The organism is Porifericola rhodea (assembly GCF_030506305.1).
GTDB lineage: Bacteria > Bacteroidota > Bacteroidia > Cytophagales > Cyclobacteriaceae > Catalinimonas > Catalinimonas rhodea.
Genome location: NZ_CP119421.1, coordinates 2650418 through 2665070, shown reverse-complemented (window position 1 = coordinate 2665070; position 14653 = coordinate 2650418). Strand labels below are relative to the sequence as shown.

The following is a 14653-nucleotide window of genomic DNA, read 5'->3' as shown; positions in this document are numbered from 1 at the left end:
AACAGCCATGAGTCTTTCTGAAAAAGGTATTCTGGAAAAATGCAGGCAGGAGATTACCAGCAGATTTCAGCTTGGCGACCATAGTGCCAGGCTCAAGCAAAGAGATTTTGAGTACCTCTCGGATCTGATTGCAGAAAAATCTGGCATTCGCCTGAGTCTATCTACACTCAAGCGTTTATGGAAGCAGGACTATCAGCAGAACCCCCACCCTGCTACACTTAACGCACTGGTGAGCCTATTGGACTATCAGGACTGGCAACAGTATAAGCTGAAGCAAGCAGCTTATGCCCAGCCTTCTCCACTCTCTACTGATTCACCTGAAGAACCAGCTCGCTCAAAAAAGTTGCTGTATACCAGCTTGTTTGTGTTCGTTGCAGCAGTTATTCTGATTCTGTTGGTAGGCCCCTCTTTTACCAGCACTGGCGACTCAGCAGTTAAAATAAAGGGGGCAGTACATTTTGAAGCTAATAAAACGGTAGGAAGAGGTGTCCCTAATACTGTGGTCTTCGCATACGATGCCCAACACATAGAAGCCGACAGTTTTTTTATACAGCAGTCATGGAATCCTCTTCATAAAGATCGTATCTCAGCCGAAGGTCAACACTTCACCAGCATATACTACTACCCCGGCTTTCATAAGGCTAAGCTGCTTGCCAACGACTCTATCGTAAAAATTAAGAAGGTACACATCAAAACTGACGGTTGGCTACCCTATGCCATTGCAGATTACGACCAAAAAGAACCCAACTACATTAGTACACGAGCTATGTTTGAGAATGGGCAAATGGCGGTGAACGCAGCAAATCTGGAGGCTGCGCAGGTAGATATCCGACAAGACTTCAGACTCAATTATGCTTACATAGAAGACTTTGGAGATGTTTATAGCGATAACTTTGGGTTAAGCGCTCGTTTCAAAAGTGACAGCCTTTCTAGTAAAGCCTGCCCGCTTATGGAAATGGTCGTACACTGCGAAAAGCATATCTTTTTTGTACCCTTAACCATAGCGGGCTGCGTAAGCAATATCAACCTGAAGCTGGGAGAAAACTATGTCAGCGGTAAGCACAATGATCTTTCTATGCTGGGTACTGATGTGTTCCAATGGCAGCATTTACGGCTAAGGGTAAAAGACAAAAAAGCAAGTATCTACCTTAACCAGAAGCATATCTATTCTTCTACTTTTGAGCAGGATCATGGTAAGGTAGTAGGGATAAGCTTCCGGTTTGGCGGCTTAGGTTCCGTAGATCATGTTATCCTTGAAGATAAGGTAGGGGTCAAGGTATTTGAAGATGACTTTGAGGAGCCTTTTGCTTTAGGGTTTTAGGGGTCAGGAAATAGCTGGGCCGCCGGTTGGGCATACAGGTACGACTCCTGGTCTATAATAATTGCCTTGTACTTATAAAGCATACGCTGCGACTTCTTTTTAATGAGCCTCATCGGTAGCCCCAACACCACTGTAGAGATAGAAAACTGATTAACCTCACTATCCAGCGAGGGCTGATTGCCATGCACAACAAGGTTGTTAATCTGGTCAATAACAAACCTGCCTACTCCGGCAATGATCAGGGCAGTACCTATGGTCTGATGAAAACCACGCTGCTCAAAGTATATTCTATCTATCTCATATACTGAGACCGTGTCATCGTAAGTAATAATTTGATTGTCTTGTATATCTCTGATGTAGGTAGATATTTTTTCTTTTTGTCCCTTGTATTTAAAAGCGAATGGCTGCCCCGGATTAAAACGCGCTACCACATCATCGTATTTAAGCACTATTAACTGATGCTGCTGCGCATTGGCACTAATAGCAGGGAGCAACATAGCTGACAAAAGAAGAAAAGATGTTAATACTTTGTGCAAAACTCTAAATTTTGTTCACTGAAAATAACACCTTATTGTTACGATAAAAAATGATACCACTTAAAAGTGGCAAACCTTATGCCTGTAGTACACAAGATAGCCAAGCTATGTCTGCAACTCTCCTTCTGTAAATAATATCATTTCTACCATCACCGTTAATTTTTATATATTGGAAGCAAACTCACAGGTTATCAAGCAGTTAAATTTTCCTTCAACTAGCTTACCAGCATAGTATTAAACTATTTTAGAATAAATATTTATATTGTTAAAGTTTATCAGCAAATACGCTGATTTTTTTCGTTCTGATAAACAATTTTAATATTGAAGCTTAATATTTTTTGACTTGGCATCTTACATTTCTCCTATTTTAAAAGACTCACAGTGGTTTGACCAACTGTATATGCAGGCTCCCATTGCTATAGGCATTTATATGGGAAAAGAACATACTATTGCTTTTGCCAATACCCTGATGTATGAGATCTGGGGGCGAAGCCAGGAGCAGGTATTAAACAAGCCTTTGTTTGACGCGCTACCTGAAGTAAGAGAGCAGGGTTTTGAGGAAATTCTAGCCAAAGTACTAAGCAGTGGAGAGCCCTTCTCCGGAGATGAGCTACCCGCTACGCTGGAAAGAAACGGCAAAATCACTCTCTGTTACTTCAACATCGTTTACAACCCGCTAAGAGATGAACATGGAAATATTGCCGGCATCATACAGTCGGCTACTGAAGTAACGGAGCTGGTTAAGTCGCGGCAGGTAGCAGAGCGTAATGAAGAGATCATCAAGACATCTCTGGAGGCCGGTAAAATGTACACCTGGTATCTGGATTTTATAGAAGGTACGACTACCCGTTCTTCCGGTTATGAGGCTATTTTTGGTTTTAAGGATATACCGCAAAACTGGAACCTGGAACAGTTCTTTGAACGAATTATAGAAGAAGACAGGCCCAATGCCAGGAGGTGTTTTGAAGCAGGAAAAAAAAGTGGAAAGGTCAGCTACCAGGCCAGAATTATGTGGCCGGATAAAAGTATCCACTGGATACAGGTAAAAGGGCAAACTGCTTTTAACCTGAAAGGGCAGCCCATCAGCATGTCGGGCGTTATAACCGATATTACTGAGCAAAAAGAGACCGCCGAACGCGAGCGCATAGAGGCGATGGAGGAAGCCATTCGTAAAGAAGAAGAACGGCAGGCCGCAGAGCTCAAAGAGCTTTTTATGAATGTGCCTGCTCTTATAGCTACCCTTGTAGGCCCACATTTTGTTTTTGATTTGGTAAACCCTCACTATCAGGCACTTTTTCCGGATAGACAATTGCAGGGACGTCCTTTACTGGAAGCCATTCCTGAACTTAAAGGGCAGCCAATTATTGATATCGTTAGAGACGTATACGAAAAAGGCGAAACCTATACCGCACATGAAATGATTATTCCGCTGGATACTGATAATACAGGTCGGATGAGGGATCATTTTTTTACGTTTATGTACCAGCCCATGCGTAACAAAAACAATGAGGTGTATGGTATTCGCGTTTTCGCTTTTGAGATGACCGAGCAGGTGCAGGCAAGGCAACTGGCAGAAAGAAGTGAGGAGAGGCTACGCATTGCTCTGGATGCAGGGGATATGGGCACCTGGAACTACAATATGCAAGATGGTAGCTTTACCCACTCGCTACAGCACGACTTTATCTTTGGTTACGACGAACAACCTTCGGAGTGGAATTATCAGTCGCTCTTACAGCATATACTTCCTCAGGATAGAAACTATGTAAAGAAGCAGTTTGAGCTAGCTAAAATTAAAGGAAGCTTAAACATAGAAACCCGAATTAATACCGCTAACGACGAAGAAAAATGGGTAGTGCTCAGAGGTAAAACTTTTTATGAAGATGAGCAGCCCATACGCATGACTGGAGTGGTTATGGATGTTACTGAACAAAAACAGCGCAGTATAGACCTTAAGAGAATTAATACTGACCTGGATAACTTTGTTTATACTGCTTCGCACGATCTCAGAGCCCCCATCACTAATCTGGAAGGGCTGATGACGGCACTTCGCAAAACAATTCTTACTAAAACAGATGCTCGGGAAGAAAAGCTTCTTCAGATGGTAGATACTTCTGTAGATAAGCTAAAAAAGACCATTACGGATCTGGTAGAGTTTACAAAAACGCAGTACGAAGATGTACAGAAGCGCAAAGAGAAGGTAGAATTTAAAGTTTTGCTGGAAGAAGTAAAATCTGATGTACAAAACCTGATTGATAAAGTTAAGCCTGACATCAAAGTAAAGTTGGAAGTAGAAGAACTGATGTACAAACGTGCCCACCTCAGGAGTATTCTGTATAACCTGCTATCCAACGCTATTAAATACAGTGCCCAAGATAGGCATCCTGTCATTGAAGTTTCTACCTACAAAGAAGAAGAAACTTCAATACTATCTATTAAAGATAATGGGCTGGGCCTAAGCCAGGAGCAACAAAAAAAGCTTTTTCAGATGTTTAAACGCTTTCACAATCATGTTGAAGGCACAGGCATAGGGCTGTATACTATTAAGCGTATTATTGAAAGTAATGGTGGTTGCCTTAAAGTGAATAGTGTGCAGGGAGAAGGCAGTGAGTTTATCGTCTACTTTTAGTTACAACAACCAAAGAATTTATGAAATCGTATCAAAGGCTTTCAGGAGTGGAGTATATTATGCTGGTAGATGATGACCCTATCACAAACTATGTAAACCAGTTATTGCTTGAGGAATTAGGTCTGCCCAAAGATAAAATTATAGTAACTCATGAAGTAAACCTGGCGCTTAAAAATATTGAGAAGGTACAGAAATCTCTAACTGAGCGTCAGTCTGCTTTAGTTATTTTTCTGGACATCAATATGCCTGATAAAGGTGGGTTTGAGATGTTAGACGCCATAGAAGAAATGAAGCTACCTAAAGGCCAGTTGCATATTTACCTGCTGAGTAGTATTAATAGCCCCCGAGACCAGATTAAAGCTGAGCAATACGATATCAGGGGCTTTATTGACAAACCGCTTAAAGAAGAGAATGTACTGGAGATTTTAGATAATATTTATAAGCTGATACAGCAAAGCTAACTTGAGGGGTTAATCTCAGGCCTCTGGCAAACTTACCTTTTGAATAGGAAACTGCATGCCCGAAACATCTCCGCTAGCTTCATGTATGCGAGAGTTGGTATAGTACAGAAAGCCATCGTATATACTAAAAGTATCGGCCCACCTGACCTCTTCTCCTTCCACCAATGTCTTTACCTCTCCTGCGGGAGTAAGGTAGTTTATTTTGTGGTTTTCAAGATCTGCATAGTACAGATTACCAGCATCATCCAGAATCATACCATCAGGAGCACTGGTTTTTCTAACAAACTTTACAGCGCTTTGTATAGCGGTATCGCTTCCATCTAGCACTTCTGTATCTACATAGTAGAGGCTGTAGCCGGTTAACGCATGGTAGTACAATCTGTTATTTTTACTGTCTAGTGCTATACCATCAGAATGCGTTTTGTTTTCCCAACGCTTTCCGTCAATAGTTAGATGATCTGTTTCTGCCATAGTAGAAGGATGGTTATCCAGCACTCTGCTTACATTACCATTCTGCATGTTAATGATAATGAGCCCCGCCTCCCCAGAGTCGGTTAGGTAGATTTTGTTTCTTTTTTCATCTACACGCAAATCGTTTACATAAGACTTAGGTTTTACCGCTGAAGAATCAATCACATAAATTTGAGCTAGCTCATCGTTGTTCAGGTCAAAAACATATACTCTGGGCTCTTCAATTATGCCCTGAAAGAGAGGATTACGGGTATCCAGCACATATAACATATCTTTGTGCACCACTACGGACTGTACTCCCACAAAAGCAGAGTCTCGGGGCGTTTCTCCTATCGTCCAGCTGTTAAATGTTTTATTAGGATATACATCGTAAGAACCATCAGCCTCATTGACCTCCACCACCGAAAAGGGAACACCCTCTCTCCAGCGCGGGAAGTTGGCAAATATTCTTCCCTTGTCTGATACGCTAAGGCCAGTAACCTGAACACCCTCAAAGCTAATAACCTCTCTAACCTCTGCTGTGCTGTCAGCCCTGGCTTCTGTGCTTTTTTCTTTCTTCTCTGAGTTCGTGCAACCAGACAAAACTATGCTGATACATACTAAAGCCGCGAGGGCTAAAATATTAGCATGATAAAATCTATTCAACGTTTTTTTCATGATGTGTACTACGGTGTAAATATGTAAGCATGGGCTATACCCGAAGCCAGATGTAAGCCATTATTGTACTCTCTAAACTTATCTATGTTTGCTATAGATCAGTTTTTTTGCGCTACTTTTTGGAGGGCTCAGGAATGAAATGCTGCAAGGTTTTTTGCCACTGCTCCGTTCCTATAATATCCAATAATCGGTTGTCAATAGCTTTAAACTGTGCTGTAGTTCTGAGTTGGGCCAGTGCATAGTGCTGCTGAGGAAGGGGCTTTTCCTGTACTTTGATGCCGCTTGCATTTTGAGACGCTATGCCATGTTTTAGGCTGGCTACGTTTGCAAGCACCACTTCTACCTCTTCATTTTCCAGTGCCTGAATTGCTTTTTCTACTGTTGTAAATCCTTCAAAAGAAATGCCTTTGGTATTAAGATAGGCGGATGCCGGACTATGCTCCAGGGCAGCTACCTTCATTTCTTTGAGCTCCTCAGGTACGTTTACTTCTTTACCCACAGCCCCACCCATTGCCGAAACCAGAGAGGCAGTAAGCACCGCTGTTACTGCCATTGCCATAAGCATCCATAATAGTGCTATGGCTCGTCCAACAAAAGTGACTGGTGCTTTGTCGCCATATCCTATGGTAGTCATCGTTACGCCTGCCCACCAAAAGCCAGCCCCTATTCCTTTTAAAATAGAACGCTCCCCACCAAAATTATCGTCATTGCTCCTTCGCTCTATCAGGTAGATAAGAGCACCAACAATTAGCAGCAGCACAGAAAGCATCAAGGCAACCTGCCAGAAACGCTTACTAAAAAAAGCTGCGGCTACCGAAGTAAGGCTACTGTCCTGGGGTGTAGCAATTCCCACCTTAGCCGTATGATAAAAATGGCTGTAGTTAAGCAGGCTATCTTGTTCAGCACTTACCTCGCTCAACAATAGAATATCTACCACACCACTCTCCAATGCCTGCTGTTGCTGTTCCTCTTCAACAGCTACCAATGTGTAGTTTAGGTGTAGCTCTTCTGCGATCAGCCTCCATAGTTGCAGGCTGATTCCATCCCACTTAGGCTCATCGTTCTCCTGTATCATATAGGGAGGATGCGCGTGTACGGCCACTTTAAGAATAGTACTGTCAGACTGCCCAAAGGCAGTATTGATCAATAGTAGGCTAACAATAAAAGTGATGGCTCTCGGTAAAAAATGGCGCATGGTACACTTGCTTATATCTTCGGTCCAGAGGCACAAAAGGTTAAAAAATAATGCTTCCACTTTTTTAATAACTCTGAACAGATATTGTTTAAATTCCAGGCAAATCTCTTTCGTTTGCCTACACTTTTATTAGCTCATGGAAATTAGAAATATCTTCAGGACGGCCAGCGAGGTAAAGTATGTCATCCTGCCTGATTTCTGTGTCGGCCTCAATATTTGAGAGGTAGGTATCTGCCCGCTGAATAGCCAGAATATTTACCCCCCAGCGTGACCGTATCTGTGACTCTATAATCTTTTTTCCTACCACATCCTTGTTGCCATTCTGCACCCTGAGCGAAGAGATATTAATATTCGGGATATTAATTTCAGCTATACGTTTATGCGAAAACTCATGTGGCCTCAACATCTCGTAATTGTCGGAGCGGATGTTTTGCACAAAACTTTCAATTTCATCCTGCGGCACCAGATATTTATGAAGTAGTCTTGTGAAAATTTCTACCGAAGTCTCAAATTCTTCAGGTATTACCTCGCTAGCTCCCAGGCGCATCTGCTCGCTCATCTCGTGCATAAACCTGGTTCTTACAATAACATGTACGGTAGGACATATAGAGCGTATGCTGGTAACTATAGCTTTAGTAGCCGGAGGATCAGAAATCGCGATAATAGCAACTCTGGCGCTATACACTTTTACATGCTCCAGCATAAAAGCACTGGTAGCATCACCGTAAAGTATTGGCTCTCCTTTGGCCCGCTCCTGTTTAACCGTATCGGCATTCATCTCTATAATAACATAGGGTATACCGGCAAACTTAGCCGCACGAGCTACATTTCTGCCATTTACTCCAAACCCAATAATGATGGTATGATCTTTCAGTTCTTCAACCGCCTGCTCTTCAGTTACTGTATCTTTGTTAGTATTAAGAATGGACATTTTATCGGACAGGCGAGAGCGCGAAAATAGCTTGGTTACTCTTCCGGAGTGCTGAATGACAAAGGGCGTAATAGCCATGGAAAGAATAGAAACTGAAAGAAAATACTGATAAGTGTTTTCAGAAAGAAGGTCATATTCCATACCCACTTCGGAAAGAATAAAAGCAAACTCCCCTACCTGAAAGAGGCTTAGGCCGGTAAGTATAGCTGTACGCATTGGGTACTGTAGTACAAAGGCTGCGGTACTGGCAATTAAAGCCTTAAATACAAAGGCCAGGGCTAGTATACCCAAAATTACCGGCAGGTTAGAAATGAGAAAAGTCACATCCAGCAGCATACCAATGGAAACGAAGAAAAAGCTGGTAAAAATCTCTCGGAAGGGGATAATAAAGCCTGTAGCCTGATAGCTATAGTCAGACTCAGAAATGATGAGCCCAGCCAGGAAAGCTCCCAGCGCTAGAGAAAGACCAATGCTGGAGGTTGCCCAGGCTACTGCAAAACAGATAACTACAATAAATAGTATGAATAATTCCCGACTCTTGGTTTTAGCTACCTCATGCAGGAGTATTGGAATCAGGTAACGAGCTCCAAACAATACGACCAGAATGACCAGGGCAGCCTTCAGAAAAAGCTCTGCCAGAGTAGCCCACAAGTCTCCTCCCTGCCCAGAAAGAATAGGTGTGAGTAGCATCATAGGCACCACAATAATATCCTGAAAAATAAGTATTGCCAATGCTACTTTACCATGGGGGCTGTTAACTTCATTCCTCTCTTGCAGCAGTTTTAGTACTATGGCTGTACTACTGAGCGAAAACACAAAACCTAAAAAAATGGCCCGGTTGAGCTCAAAATCAGCCCAATAGGCTATAAGCGCAGTAATGGCAATAGTAAGCCCTACCTGCACAGCTCCGCCTATAAACACGCTATTTTTTATCGCAGCCAGGCTTTTTAAAGAAAACTCCATCCCGATAATAAAGAGCAGCAGAATCACACCAATCTCGGCTAGTACTTCCACCTCATGAGAAGCCGATACCAGACCCAGCACATAGGGTCCGGCGATAATACCCGTCATCAGGTAGCCCAAAATCGTAGGGAGGTTTAACCTCTGAAAAAGATAAATGACTAGTACCGAGGCCCCCAGAATAATGGTAATATCGGTGAGTAAAGGAATCTCCATATGTGAAAAAGTCTTGTGCTATAAGTTTAAAAAACTGTCAGTGACTGCCAATAAATAACAGTTAAAAATATACGTTTGGCAACAGTTTATGGATGAATATAAACTTATAAAGGCTTTTGCACACTACAAATAGTATACTTTGAAACTGTATTGTAAAGCCTGTGAGCGCTACGCAGATACAAGGTGAGCTACCACTTTACAAGCTTCCCTTTTTCTACCACATGTCCGGAGGGTATGATAGATGTCAGGAGCATAACCTGATCGGCGGTGGTGTTTAGCGCACGCCTCAGCACTTCTACCAGGCTTTTTTGAATATGCTCTACGGCCTGCTCTTTCCAGAGAGAAGGCAGGTAAAGGTAGGCAAGCGCTTCGTACTGCTGACCATGCTGTACAAAATTGGTAAGCACATTAATGCAGATGTCTTCGGTACTTACACCAATTAGCTCCGCCCAGTCATTTACTATGTGCTCGAGCTTTTCGGGGCTTAGCGCCTTCTCTTTGATAAAACAGTTTACTATAGGCATTGCTTAGGGCTTGAGGGCTTACAGAAGTAACAAATAATACTTGATGGTGCCGGACGGCAAGAAAAATCACGCGAATGATACGCAAAAATGCATCTACCTAAATGTAAGCTTTATTTCTCAGAAAATAGAAGCTGATAGCATAAATATCCCCTCAATTCCTCTCAGCCTTATATCTAGCTCACAAAGCTTTTTTCCACTTCAGCTTGCAGCGCTTTGTTCATCTGCTGAAAATTCTGTAGGGTCTCTTCGCCAATCATGCGTAGCACCAGCCCGCTAAGTAGTCCGCTAAACTGTTCTCCATGAACGAGTTTGGTTTTCCCTTCTGCCAAAGGCTCCAGAACAAAATAGTGTCTACCTTTAAAAGTACCTAGAAATGCCTGACCCAGCCACTCAAAAGCTCGCCCTTCTTCCAGACGAGTAACTTTTGGGCGAAACGACATGAGTTTATCCTTACTTTTCAGGCTGGTACTCAGGAAACTGTTTAGCTTAAGCTCTCCCTCTATTTTAACAATAAATGGATTCCATTGAGAGTACTTTTGAAAGTCGGTGAGCACTTTCCAGACGCTTTCTGGACTGGCATTTAGTATGATTTCTGTTTTGAGCTCTTTCATGGCATTTAAATTTGTTTACTCAAAATTCATCATCTTACCATTGCTTTACATTAACAATTGTAAAGAAATCACTTTTTGCTGCTCATTCTTTTTCTGATGCGGCTAAGTGAAACCGGAGTAATACCCATATAACTGGCCAGCACATGTTGTGGAATGCGGTTTTCCAGGTCTGGATGTAGCTGCTGATAGCTGGTGTACCTGTCCTGAGGTTTATGGATGATGAGAGATGCCACCAGCTTCTGGGCAAACGTCATACGCTGCTCCAGAATTTTACGCATGAGCACGTTCATTTTAGGTACGGCATCATAGAGTTGCTGCAAGGCAGCATATGATAACACCAGTAGCTCGCACTCTTCTATGGTTTCCAGTATTTGCACACTAGGCGTTTGGGAGAAGAAGCTTTCTGCAGATCCGCCAAACATATTTTCCTGAAAGATAAAACCTGTTACTTCTTTACCCTCCTCCAGCAGGTAGTAAAGGCGAATGCAACCCTTATTGATGAAGAATACCTCATTCGCCACCTCACCTTCTGCCACCAGCTGATAATTTTTAGGCATGTCTCTGAGGGTAAGCTGTTGCCTGATGAGTTCTTTCTCCTGAGCAGTAAAGCTGACCATAGTTTCGCAGAATTTCCAGAATTGCTCAAACATCATAGCCTCTAATTTTAAAGATACATGCTCAGTCTACGGGCTTTTAAGGCTTAGTCTACCAGCGGGGCTGTTTGTGCTTCGGATGTAATTCCGGGAGGCAGCTCCAGTAGCCTGATATTACGAAAATGAATCTCCGAACCTTCAGCCTCCAGGCAGATATAACCTTTCTTGCGTTCAGATGCACGTAAACCATTGACAAACTTACCGTTTACGGATAGCTTAACTGTGCCATCCACACAAACCACCACATACTTATTCCACTCTCCCTTACCTTTACATCTTTTTTCTAATGACTTACTACGAATTCCTCTTGGGTTGTCTGGAATTGCCGTCATACCCATCGTAGGAAACAGCTCACCGTGTACATAGGCATCAGTCTGATTGTGTTGCTCTGCCCAGGCAAGCTCAAGCATCTGTACTTCAATAGCTTTTGTAAGTGGATTGTCCTTAAAAGGGGTGCCTTCGCTCCAGACAAATACGCCAGAGTTTCCTCCAGCTTCCATATGTCTCCATTCAATTTCCAGAATAAAGTTTTCGTACTGACGATCGCTACGCATTACCCCAATTGGGTTTCCACTACAAACCAGTATTCCGTCTTCTACCTTCCAGGTATCAGGAGAGGTATTTACATCTACCCAACCACTCAGGTCTTTACCGTTGAAAAGAGGCTTAAACATTAGTTCATCGGTATTCTGCGCAATAGCAGTAAATAAACTTAGGCATAGTATTAAAGTTAATAAGCTGGTACGATAGTAATTCATAGTAGGTTTTTAGGTGTGTAGTAATTGTCTTGTTTTATTGCGCCGCGAGTTCTTTCACATATTCCGGAGTAGTGGGGTCGTCTTTAAAGAAATCGCCCTTTTTGCCCATGCTTAGCGCCCAGCGGTCTACCCAGGAGATACCCCAATCTCCATAACGGCTAATCTCCTGCTGATAAACCGGGTCGGTGAGAGCCTCTTTCAGGCTGATAAAATCGTAACCGTTTTTCTGATACATCGCTGCCAGTTCATCCAGGTAGTCAGCATTTAGTTTATTCGCATGGAGCAATAATATATGTTTAATGTTACGGTTCCATAACTTTTGGGAGGCTCCTTCAAAATAGTGAATTTTTTCCTCCATATAATTGATGTAATCTTTACCAATTTTGCTCATAGTGGCGCTGTCCTGCATTACTAAGGCCTCGTGGTAAGCTTTAGCAAAGAGGTAGTCATCATTATCAATAGTTACGGGTGCTTCTTCGTAGCCGTTTTGCTCAAGAAACTGGGTTAAAGAGTCGTGCTTTTCTTTAGTAAGTCCTACCCTCAGGTACGGATGACGAAAGTATTTAAGTTCCTGCCCATACTTCTCTATAAGAGGACGACTTTCCTTTTCGCCTTTGATAATATCAGCTGTATAGTCTTCAAATGTAGCAGCATGGTAGTTCATATGAGAGTAGGTATGGTTGCCCAGCTCATAACCATTTTTGAGCCACATCTCTAGCAACTTGAGCTGAAACGAGCTTAGCCCTCCCTCCCGAAACAATTTGGTTTCATTAAGAAAACCTATTGCTGGTATCTCATAAGTGTCAAAGTGCGATATCAACTGGGCAGTAATCCCCTCAAGATATGCTTCTTCTTGTATACCGTAGTTGACTACCGGAAGATCATCAATGGTAAAACAAACTTCTCTGGTTTGCGAAATGGCTGCCACGTTTAGGCATAGTAAACCACATAAAAAAAAGTACTTCATAAGTTTAATTTGATATAATGCAGCGCCAAAGATAGAGTTTTACACTAACTGAAAAAGGAGCTTCTTCCTGCTCTAAATTTATGGCGTAAAAAGCTGTATGGTATAATCCAGCAGTTCAGTACCCCCCGCGCTGCCATGGCCAGGCACTACTGTAGTGGCATTAGCATATTCTTTTTTTATCTGAGCTACTGTATGGGGCCAGGCCTCTACGTTGGCATCTGCCAGATTACCTTTAGACGCGTTTACCGACTTAACCATACAGCCTCCGAAGAGCACTTTTTCATCGGGTATCCAGCATACTATATTGTCTCTGGTGTGTCCTTCACCCAGGTATCGGCACTCCAGCCTTACATCTCCTATTTTCAGTTTTTTCTGCTTCTTAAATGTCTTTTGCGGTAGTATAGCATTGTCCTGCTCTGCAAGTTTACGAGTAAGCGCTGACGCATATGAAGTAACGCCAGCCTCATGGAAAACCTCTAAGCCACCCAGGCAATCGCTATGAAAATGGTTAATAACGACGGCGTCTATACTTACCCCCTGAAATTCCTCTTCTATCCAGTTTATCAGCTCCCGACTTATTTCATTGTTGGGAGGTGTGTCCATAACTACTGCTTTATTCTGATTGATGTAAACCATACCGTTACACGCTACTCTTCCAAATGAGGGATAAGTAACATAAGATATGTGTATAAAGCTTTTATTACTCAAAGGTACTATTAATAAGTCCTCAGAAATTTTAAGAGTATCGCCTGGCTGCTGAGCGTGTGCGTTAACAGCAATAAAACAGAACAAAAGAAAAAGTAGGCGGCGGTATTTCATATGGGTATAATTATAACACAAAACGCCTATCTGAACAGACAGGCGTTGTAAATTAATGACGATATGTAAATAAAGGAAATGCTATGCCAAAAGAATCCACCTAAATCGCTGCAATTACACCCCGGGCATACCCCACCGACTCTGCCAGACCTGGTACCGGATCATCTCCATCTTTTTCGTACTCCAGACCTACTACCCCCTGATAATTAATATCTTTGAGGGCACGCATAAAATCAGGAATATCCATAATTCCTCTGCCCAATTCTAAAGTACCACCTTTAGCTCCTCTTTTATCTACATCTTTAAGGTGAACATCATACAATCTGTCAGCATACTGACGAGCTTTGGCTGCCGGGTCTTGTCCAATACGAAAAGTATGGCCAATATCTATGCACAGTCCGATACGTTTGTCCAGGGTTCTGATCTTTTCAAATACACTGTCCGGACTAGGGAACACCTTATCACCCGGCCCATGGTTATGGATAGCCAATTTAATATCAGTAGCTTTTACCTGCTCTTCTACAAGTGGCAGAAGGTTATGATTGGGTACTCCTATAATCATTTCCAGTTCAGCCGCCTGTGCATAGGCGAAGGCCTCTTTTACTTCTTTTTCAGTCTTCATGTAAATGACTCCGGCCCCGTAAAGGTCTAACCCGGCATCTCTGACTTTTTTGGCAGACGCTTTAATGTCTTCAGTACTGCTATCCAGAGGGAGGTGCATGCTTTTGAGTGATACGGCATCCAGTTCCAATCTTTTAGCTACCGCAATTACCTCATCCAATGAGAGGGTTCGTAGGCTATAAGAGGCTACGCCCAGCTTAAAGTCTTTTGCCGGCACCACCAGGTCTTTTTTCTTGTGGTTGGGAGCAGCCCAGCTTAGCTGAGTTGTAGACGCAAGAGCCCCCAGCCCCATAAGTTTGAGAAAGTTTTTTCTAGAGTGATTCATC

The 14653-nt window shown here is 42.7% G+C and carries 14 protein-coding genes; 3 read left to right on the top strand and 11 right to left on the bottom strand.

All coding sequences use genetic code 11. The features are described 5' to 3' along the window. The first annotated feature begins 7 nt into the window (after nucleotides 1–7). Nucleotides 8–1321 carry a hypothetical protein gene (locus PZB74_RS10950; protein ID WP_302242659.1) on the top strand — a complete coding sequence of 438 codons (1314 nt, stop codon included), beginning with the start codon at nucleotides 8–10 and terminating at the stop codon, nucleotides 1319–1321. Here the strand turns inward: PZB74_RS10950 and PZB74_RS10945 are convergent. Further along, the gene (locus PZB74_RS10945; protein WP_302242658.1) at nucleotides 1318–1857 is read right to left on the bottom strand and encodes a hypothetical protein; all 540 of its coding nucleotides are present in this window, start codon (nucleotides 1855–1857) and stop codon (nucleotides 1318–1320) included. The genes PZB74_RS10950 and PZB74_RS10945 overlap by 4 nt on opposite strands. A 343-nt stretch (nucleotides 1858–2200) precedes the next feature. Between PZB74_RS10945 and PZB74_RS10940 the strand changes: the two genes are divergently transcribed. Both PZB74_RS10940 and PZB74_RS10935 read left to right on the top strand, forming a co-directional pair. Next, nucleotides 2201–4483 (top strand): PAS domain-containing sensor histidine kinase, encoded by a 2283-nt coding sequence (locus PZB74_RS10940; RefSeq protein ID WP_302242657.1) that lies wholly within the window; start codon nucleotides 2201–2203, stop codon nucleotides 4481–4483. Nucleotides 4484–4503: 20 nt separating this feature from the next. Then, nucleotides 4504–4944 carry a response regulator gene (locus PZB74_RS10935; RefSeq protein WP_302242655.1) on the top strand — a complete coding sequence of 147 codons (441 nt, stop codon included), beginning with the start codon at nucleotides 4504–4506 and terminating at the stop codon, nucleotides 4942–4944. 15 nt (nucleotides 4945–4959) lie between these two features. Here the strand turns inward: PZB74_RS10935 and PZB74_RS10930 are convergent, their stop codons facing one another. The 10 genes from PZB74_RS10930 to PZB74_RS10885 form a co-directional block, all read right to left on the bottom strand. Next, nucleotides 4960–6072: an L-dopachrome tautomerase-related protein gene (locus PZB74_RS10930; protein ID WP_302242654.1), complete on the bottom strand. Its 1113-nt coding sequence runs from the start codon at nucleotides 6070–6072 to the stop codon at nucleotides 4960–4962. A 112-nt stretch (nucleotides 6073–6184) separates the two neighbouring features. Continuing rightward, nucleotides 6185–7267 carry an ion channel gene (locus tag PZB74_RS10925; RefSeq protein WP_302242653.1) on the bottom strand — a complete coding sequence of 361 codons (1083 nt, stop codon included), beginning with the start codon at nucleotides 7265–7267 and terminating at the stop codon, nucleotides 6185–6187. 118 nt (nucleotides 7268–7385) lie between these two features. After that, on the bottom strand, nucleotides 7386–9374 hold the full coding sequence (locus PZB74_RS10920) for a monovalent cation:proton antiporter family protein (RefSeq protein WP_302242652.1): 1989 nt from the start codon (nucleotides 9372–9374) through the stop codon (nucleotides 7386–7388). A gap of 188 nt (nucleotides 9375–9562) precedes the next feature. Next, the gene (locus PZB74_RS10915; RefSeq protein WP_302242651.1) at nucleotides 9563–9898 is read right to left on the bottom strand and encodes a hypothetical protein; all 336 of its coding nucleotides are present in this window, start codon (nucleotides 9896–9898) and stop codon (nucleotides 9563–9565) included. A 173-nt stretch (nucleotides 9899–10071) separates the two neighbouring features. Beyond that, nucleotides 10072–10509 carry an SRPBCC domain-containing protein gene (locus PZB74_RS10910; protein ID WP_302242649.1) on the bottom strand — a complete coding sequence of 146 codons (438 nt, stop codon included), beginning with the start codon at nucleotides 10507–10509 and terminating at the stop codon, nucleotides 10072–10074. A gap of 68 nt (nucleotides 10510–10577) precedes the next feature. Beyond that, on the bottom strand, nucleotides 10578–11162 hold the full coding sequence (locus tag PZB74_RS10905) for a Crp/Fnr family transcriptional regulator (protein ID WP_302242648.1): 585 nt from the start codon (nucleotides 11160–11162) through the stop codon (nucleotides 10578–10580). 47 nt (nucleotides 11163–11209) lie between these two features. Next, on the bottom strand, nucleotides 11210–11920 hold the full coding sequence (locus tag PZB74_RS10900) for a 3-keto-disaccharide hydrolase (RefSeq protein ID WP_302242647.1): 711 nt from the start codon (nucleotides 11918–11920) through the stop codon (nucleotides 11210–11212). Nucleotides 11921–11954: 34 nt separating this feature from the next. After that, on the bottom strand, nucleotides 11955–12887 hold the full coding sequence (locus PZB74_RS10895; protein ID WP_302242646.1) for a polysaccharide deacetylase family protein: 933 nt from the start codon (nucleotides 12885–12887) through the stop codon (nucleotides 11955–11957). 78 nt (nucleotides 12888–12965) lie between these two features. Beyond that, complete coding sequence (bla, locus tag PZB74_RS10890) at nucleotides 12966–13706, bottom strand: subclass B1 metallo-beta-lactamase (RefSeq protein ID WP_302242645.1); 741 nt, start codon at nucleotides 13704–13706, stop codon at nucleotides 12966–12968. Between the two features lie 100 nt (nucleotides 13707–13806). Then, nucleotides 13807–14652: a sugar phosphate isomerase/epimerase family protein gene (locus tag PZB74_RS10885; protein WP_302242644.1), complete on the bottom strand. Its 846-nt coding sequence runs from the start codon at nucleotides 14650–14652 to the stop codon at nucleotides 13807–13809. Between the last annotated feature and the right edge of the window lies 1 nt (nucleotide 14653).

Bases quoted from the DNA above. Each gene is read 5' to 3' on its own strand.
- PZB74_RS10950 (WP_302242659.1), top strand. From the start codon at position 8: ATGAGTCTTTCTGAAAAAGGTATTCTGGAAAAATGCAGGCAGGAGATT.
- PZB74_RS10935 (WP_302242655.1), top strand. From the start codon at position 4,504: ATGAAATCGTATCAAAGGCTTTCAGGAGTGGAGTATATTATGCTGGTA.
- PZB74_RS10930 (WP_302242654.1), bottom strand. From the start codon at position 6,072: ATGAAAAAAACGTTGAATAGATTTTATCATGCTAATATTTTAGCCCTC.
- PZB74_RS10925 (WP_302242653.1), bottom strand. From the start codon at position 7,267: ATGCGCCATTTTTTACCGAGAGCCATCACTTTTATTGTTAGCCTACTA.
- PZB74_RS10920 (WP_302242652.1), bottom strand. From the start codon at position 9,374: ATGGAGATTCCTTTACTCACCGATATTACCATTATTCTGGGGGCCTCG.
- PZB74_RS10915 (WP_302242651.1), bottom strand. From the start codon at position 9,898: ATGCCTATAGTAAACTGTTTTATCAAAGAGAAGGCGCTAAGCCCCGAA.
- PZB74_RS10910 (WP_302242649.1), bottom strand. From the start codon at position 10,509: ATGAAAGAGCTCAAAACAGAAATCATACTAAATGCCAGTCCAGAAAGC.
- PZB74_RS10905 (WP_302242648.1), bottom strand. From the start codon at position 11,162: ATGATGTTTGAGCAATTCTGGAAATTCTGCGAAACTATGGTCAGCTTT.
- PZB74_RS10900 (WP_302242647.1), bottom strand. From the start codon at position 11,920: ATGAATTACTATCGTACCAGCTTATTAACTTTAATACTATGCCTAAGT.
- PZB74_RS10895 (WP_302242646.1), bottom strand. From the start codon at position 12,887: ATGAAGTACTTTTTTTTATGTGGTTTACTATGCCTAAACGTGGCAGCC.
- bla (WP_302242645.1), bottom strand. From the start codon at position 13,706: ATGAAATACCGCCGCCTACTTTTTCTTTTGTTCTGTTTTATTGCTGTT.
- PZB74_RS10885 (WP_302242644.1), bottom strand. From the start codon at position 14,652: ATGAATCACTCTAGAAAAAACTTTCTCAAACTTATGGGGCTGGGGGCT.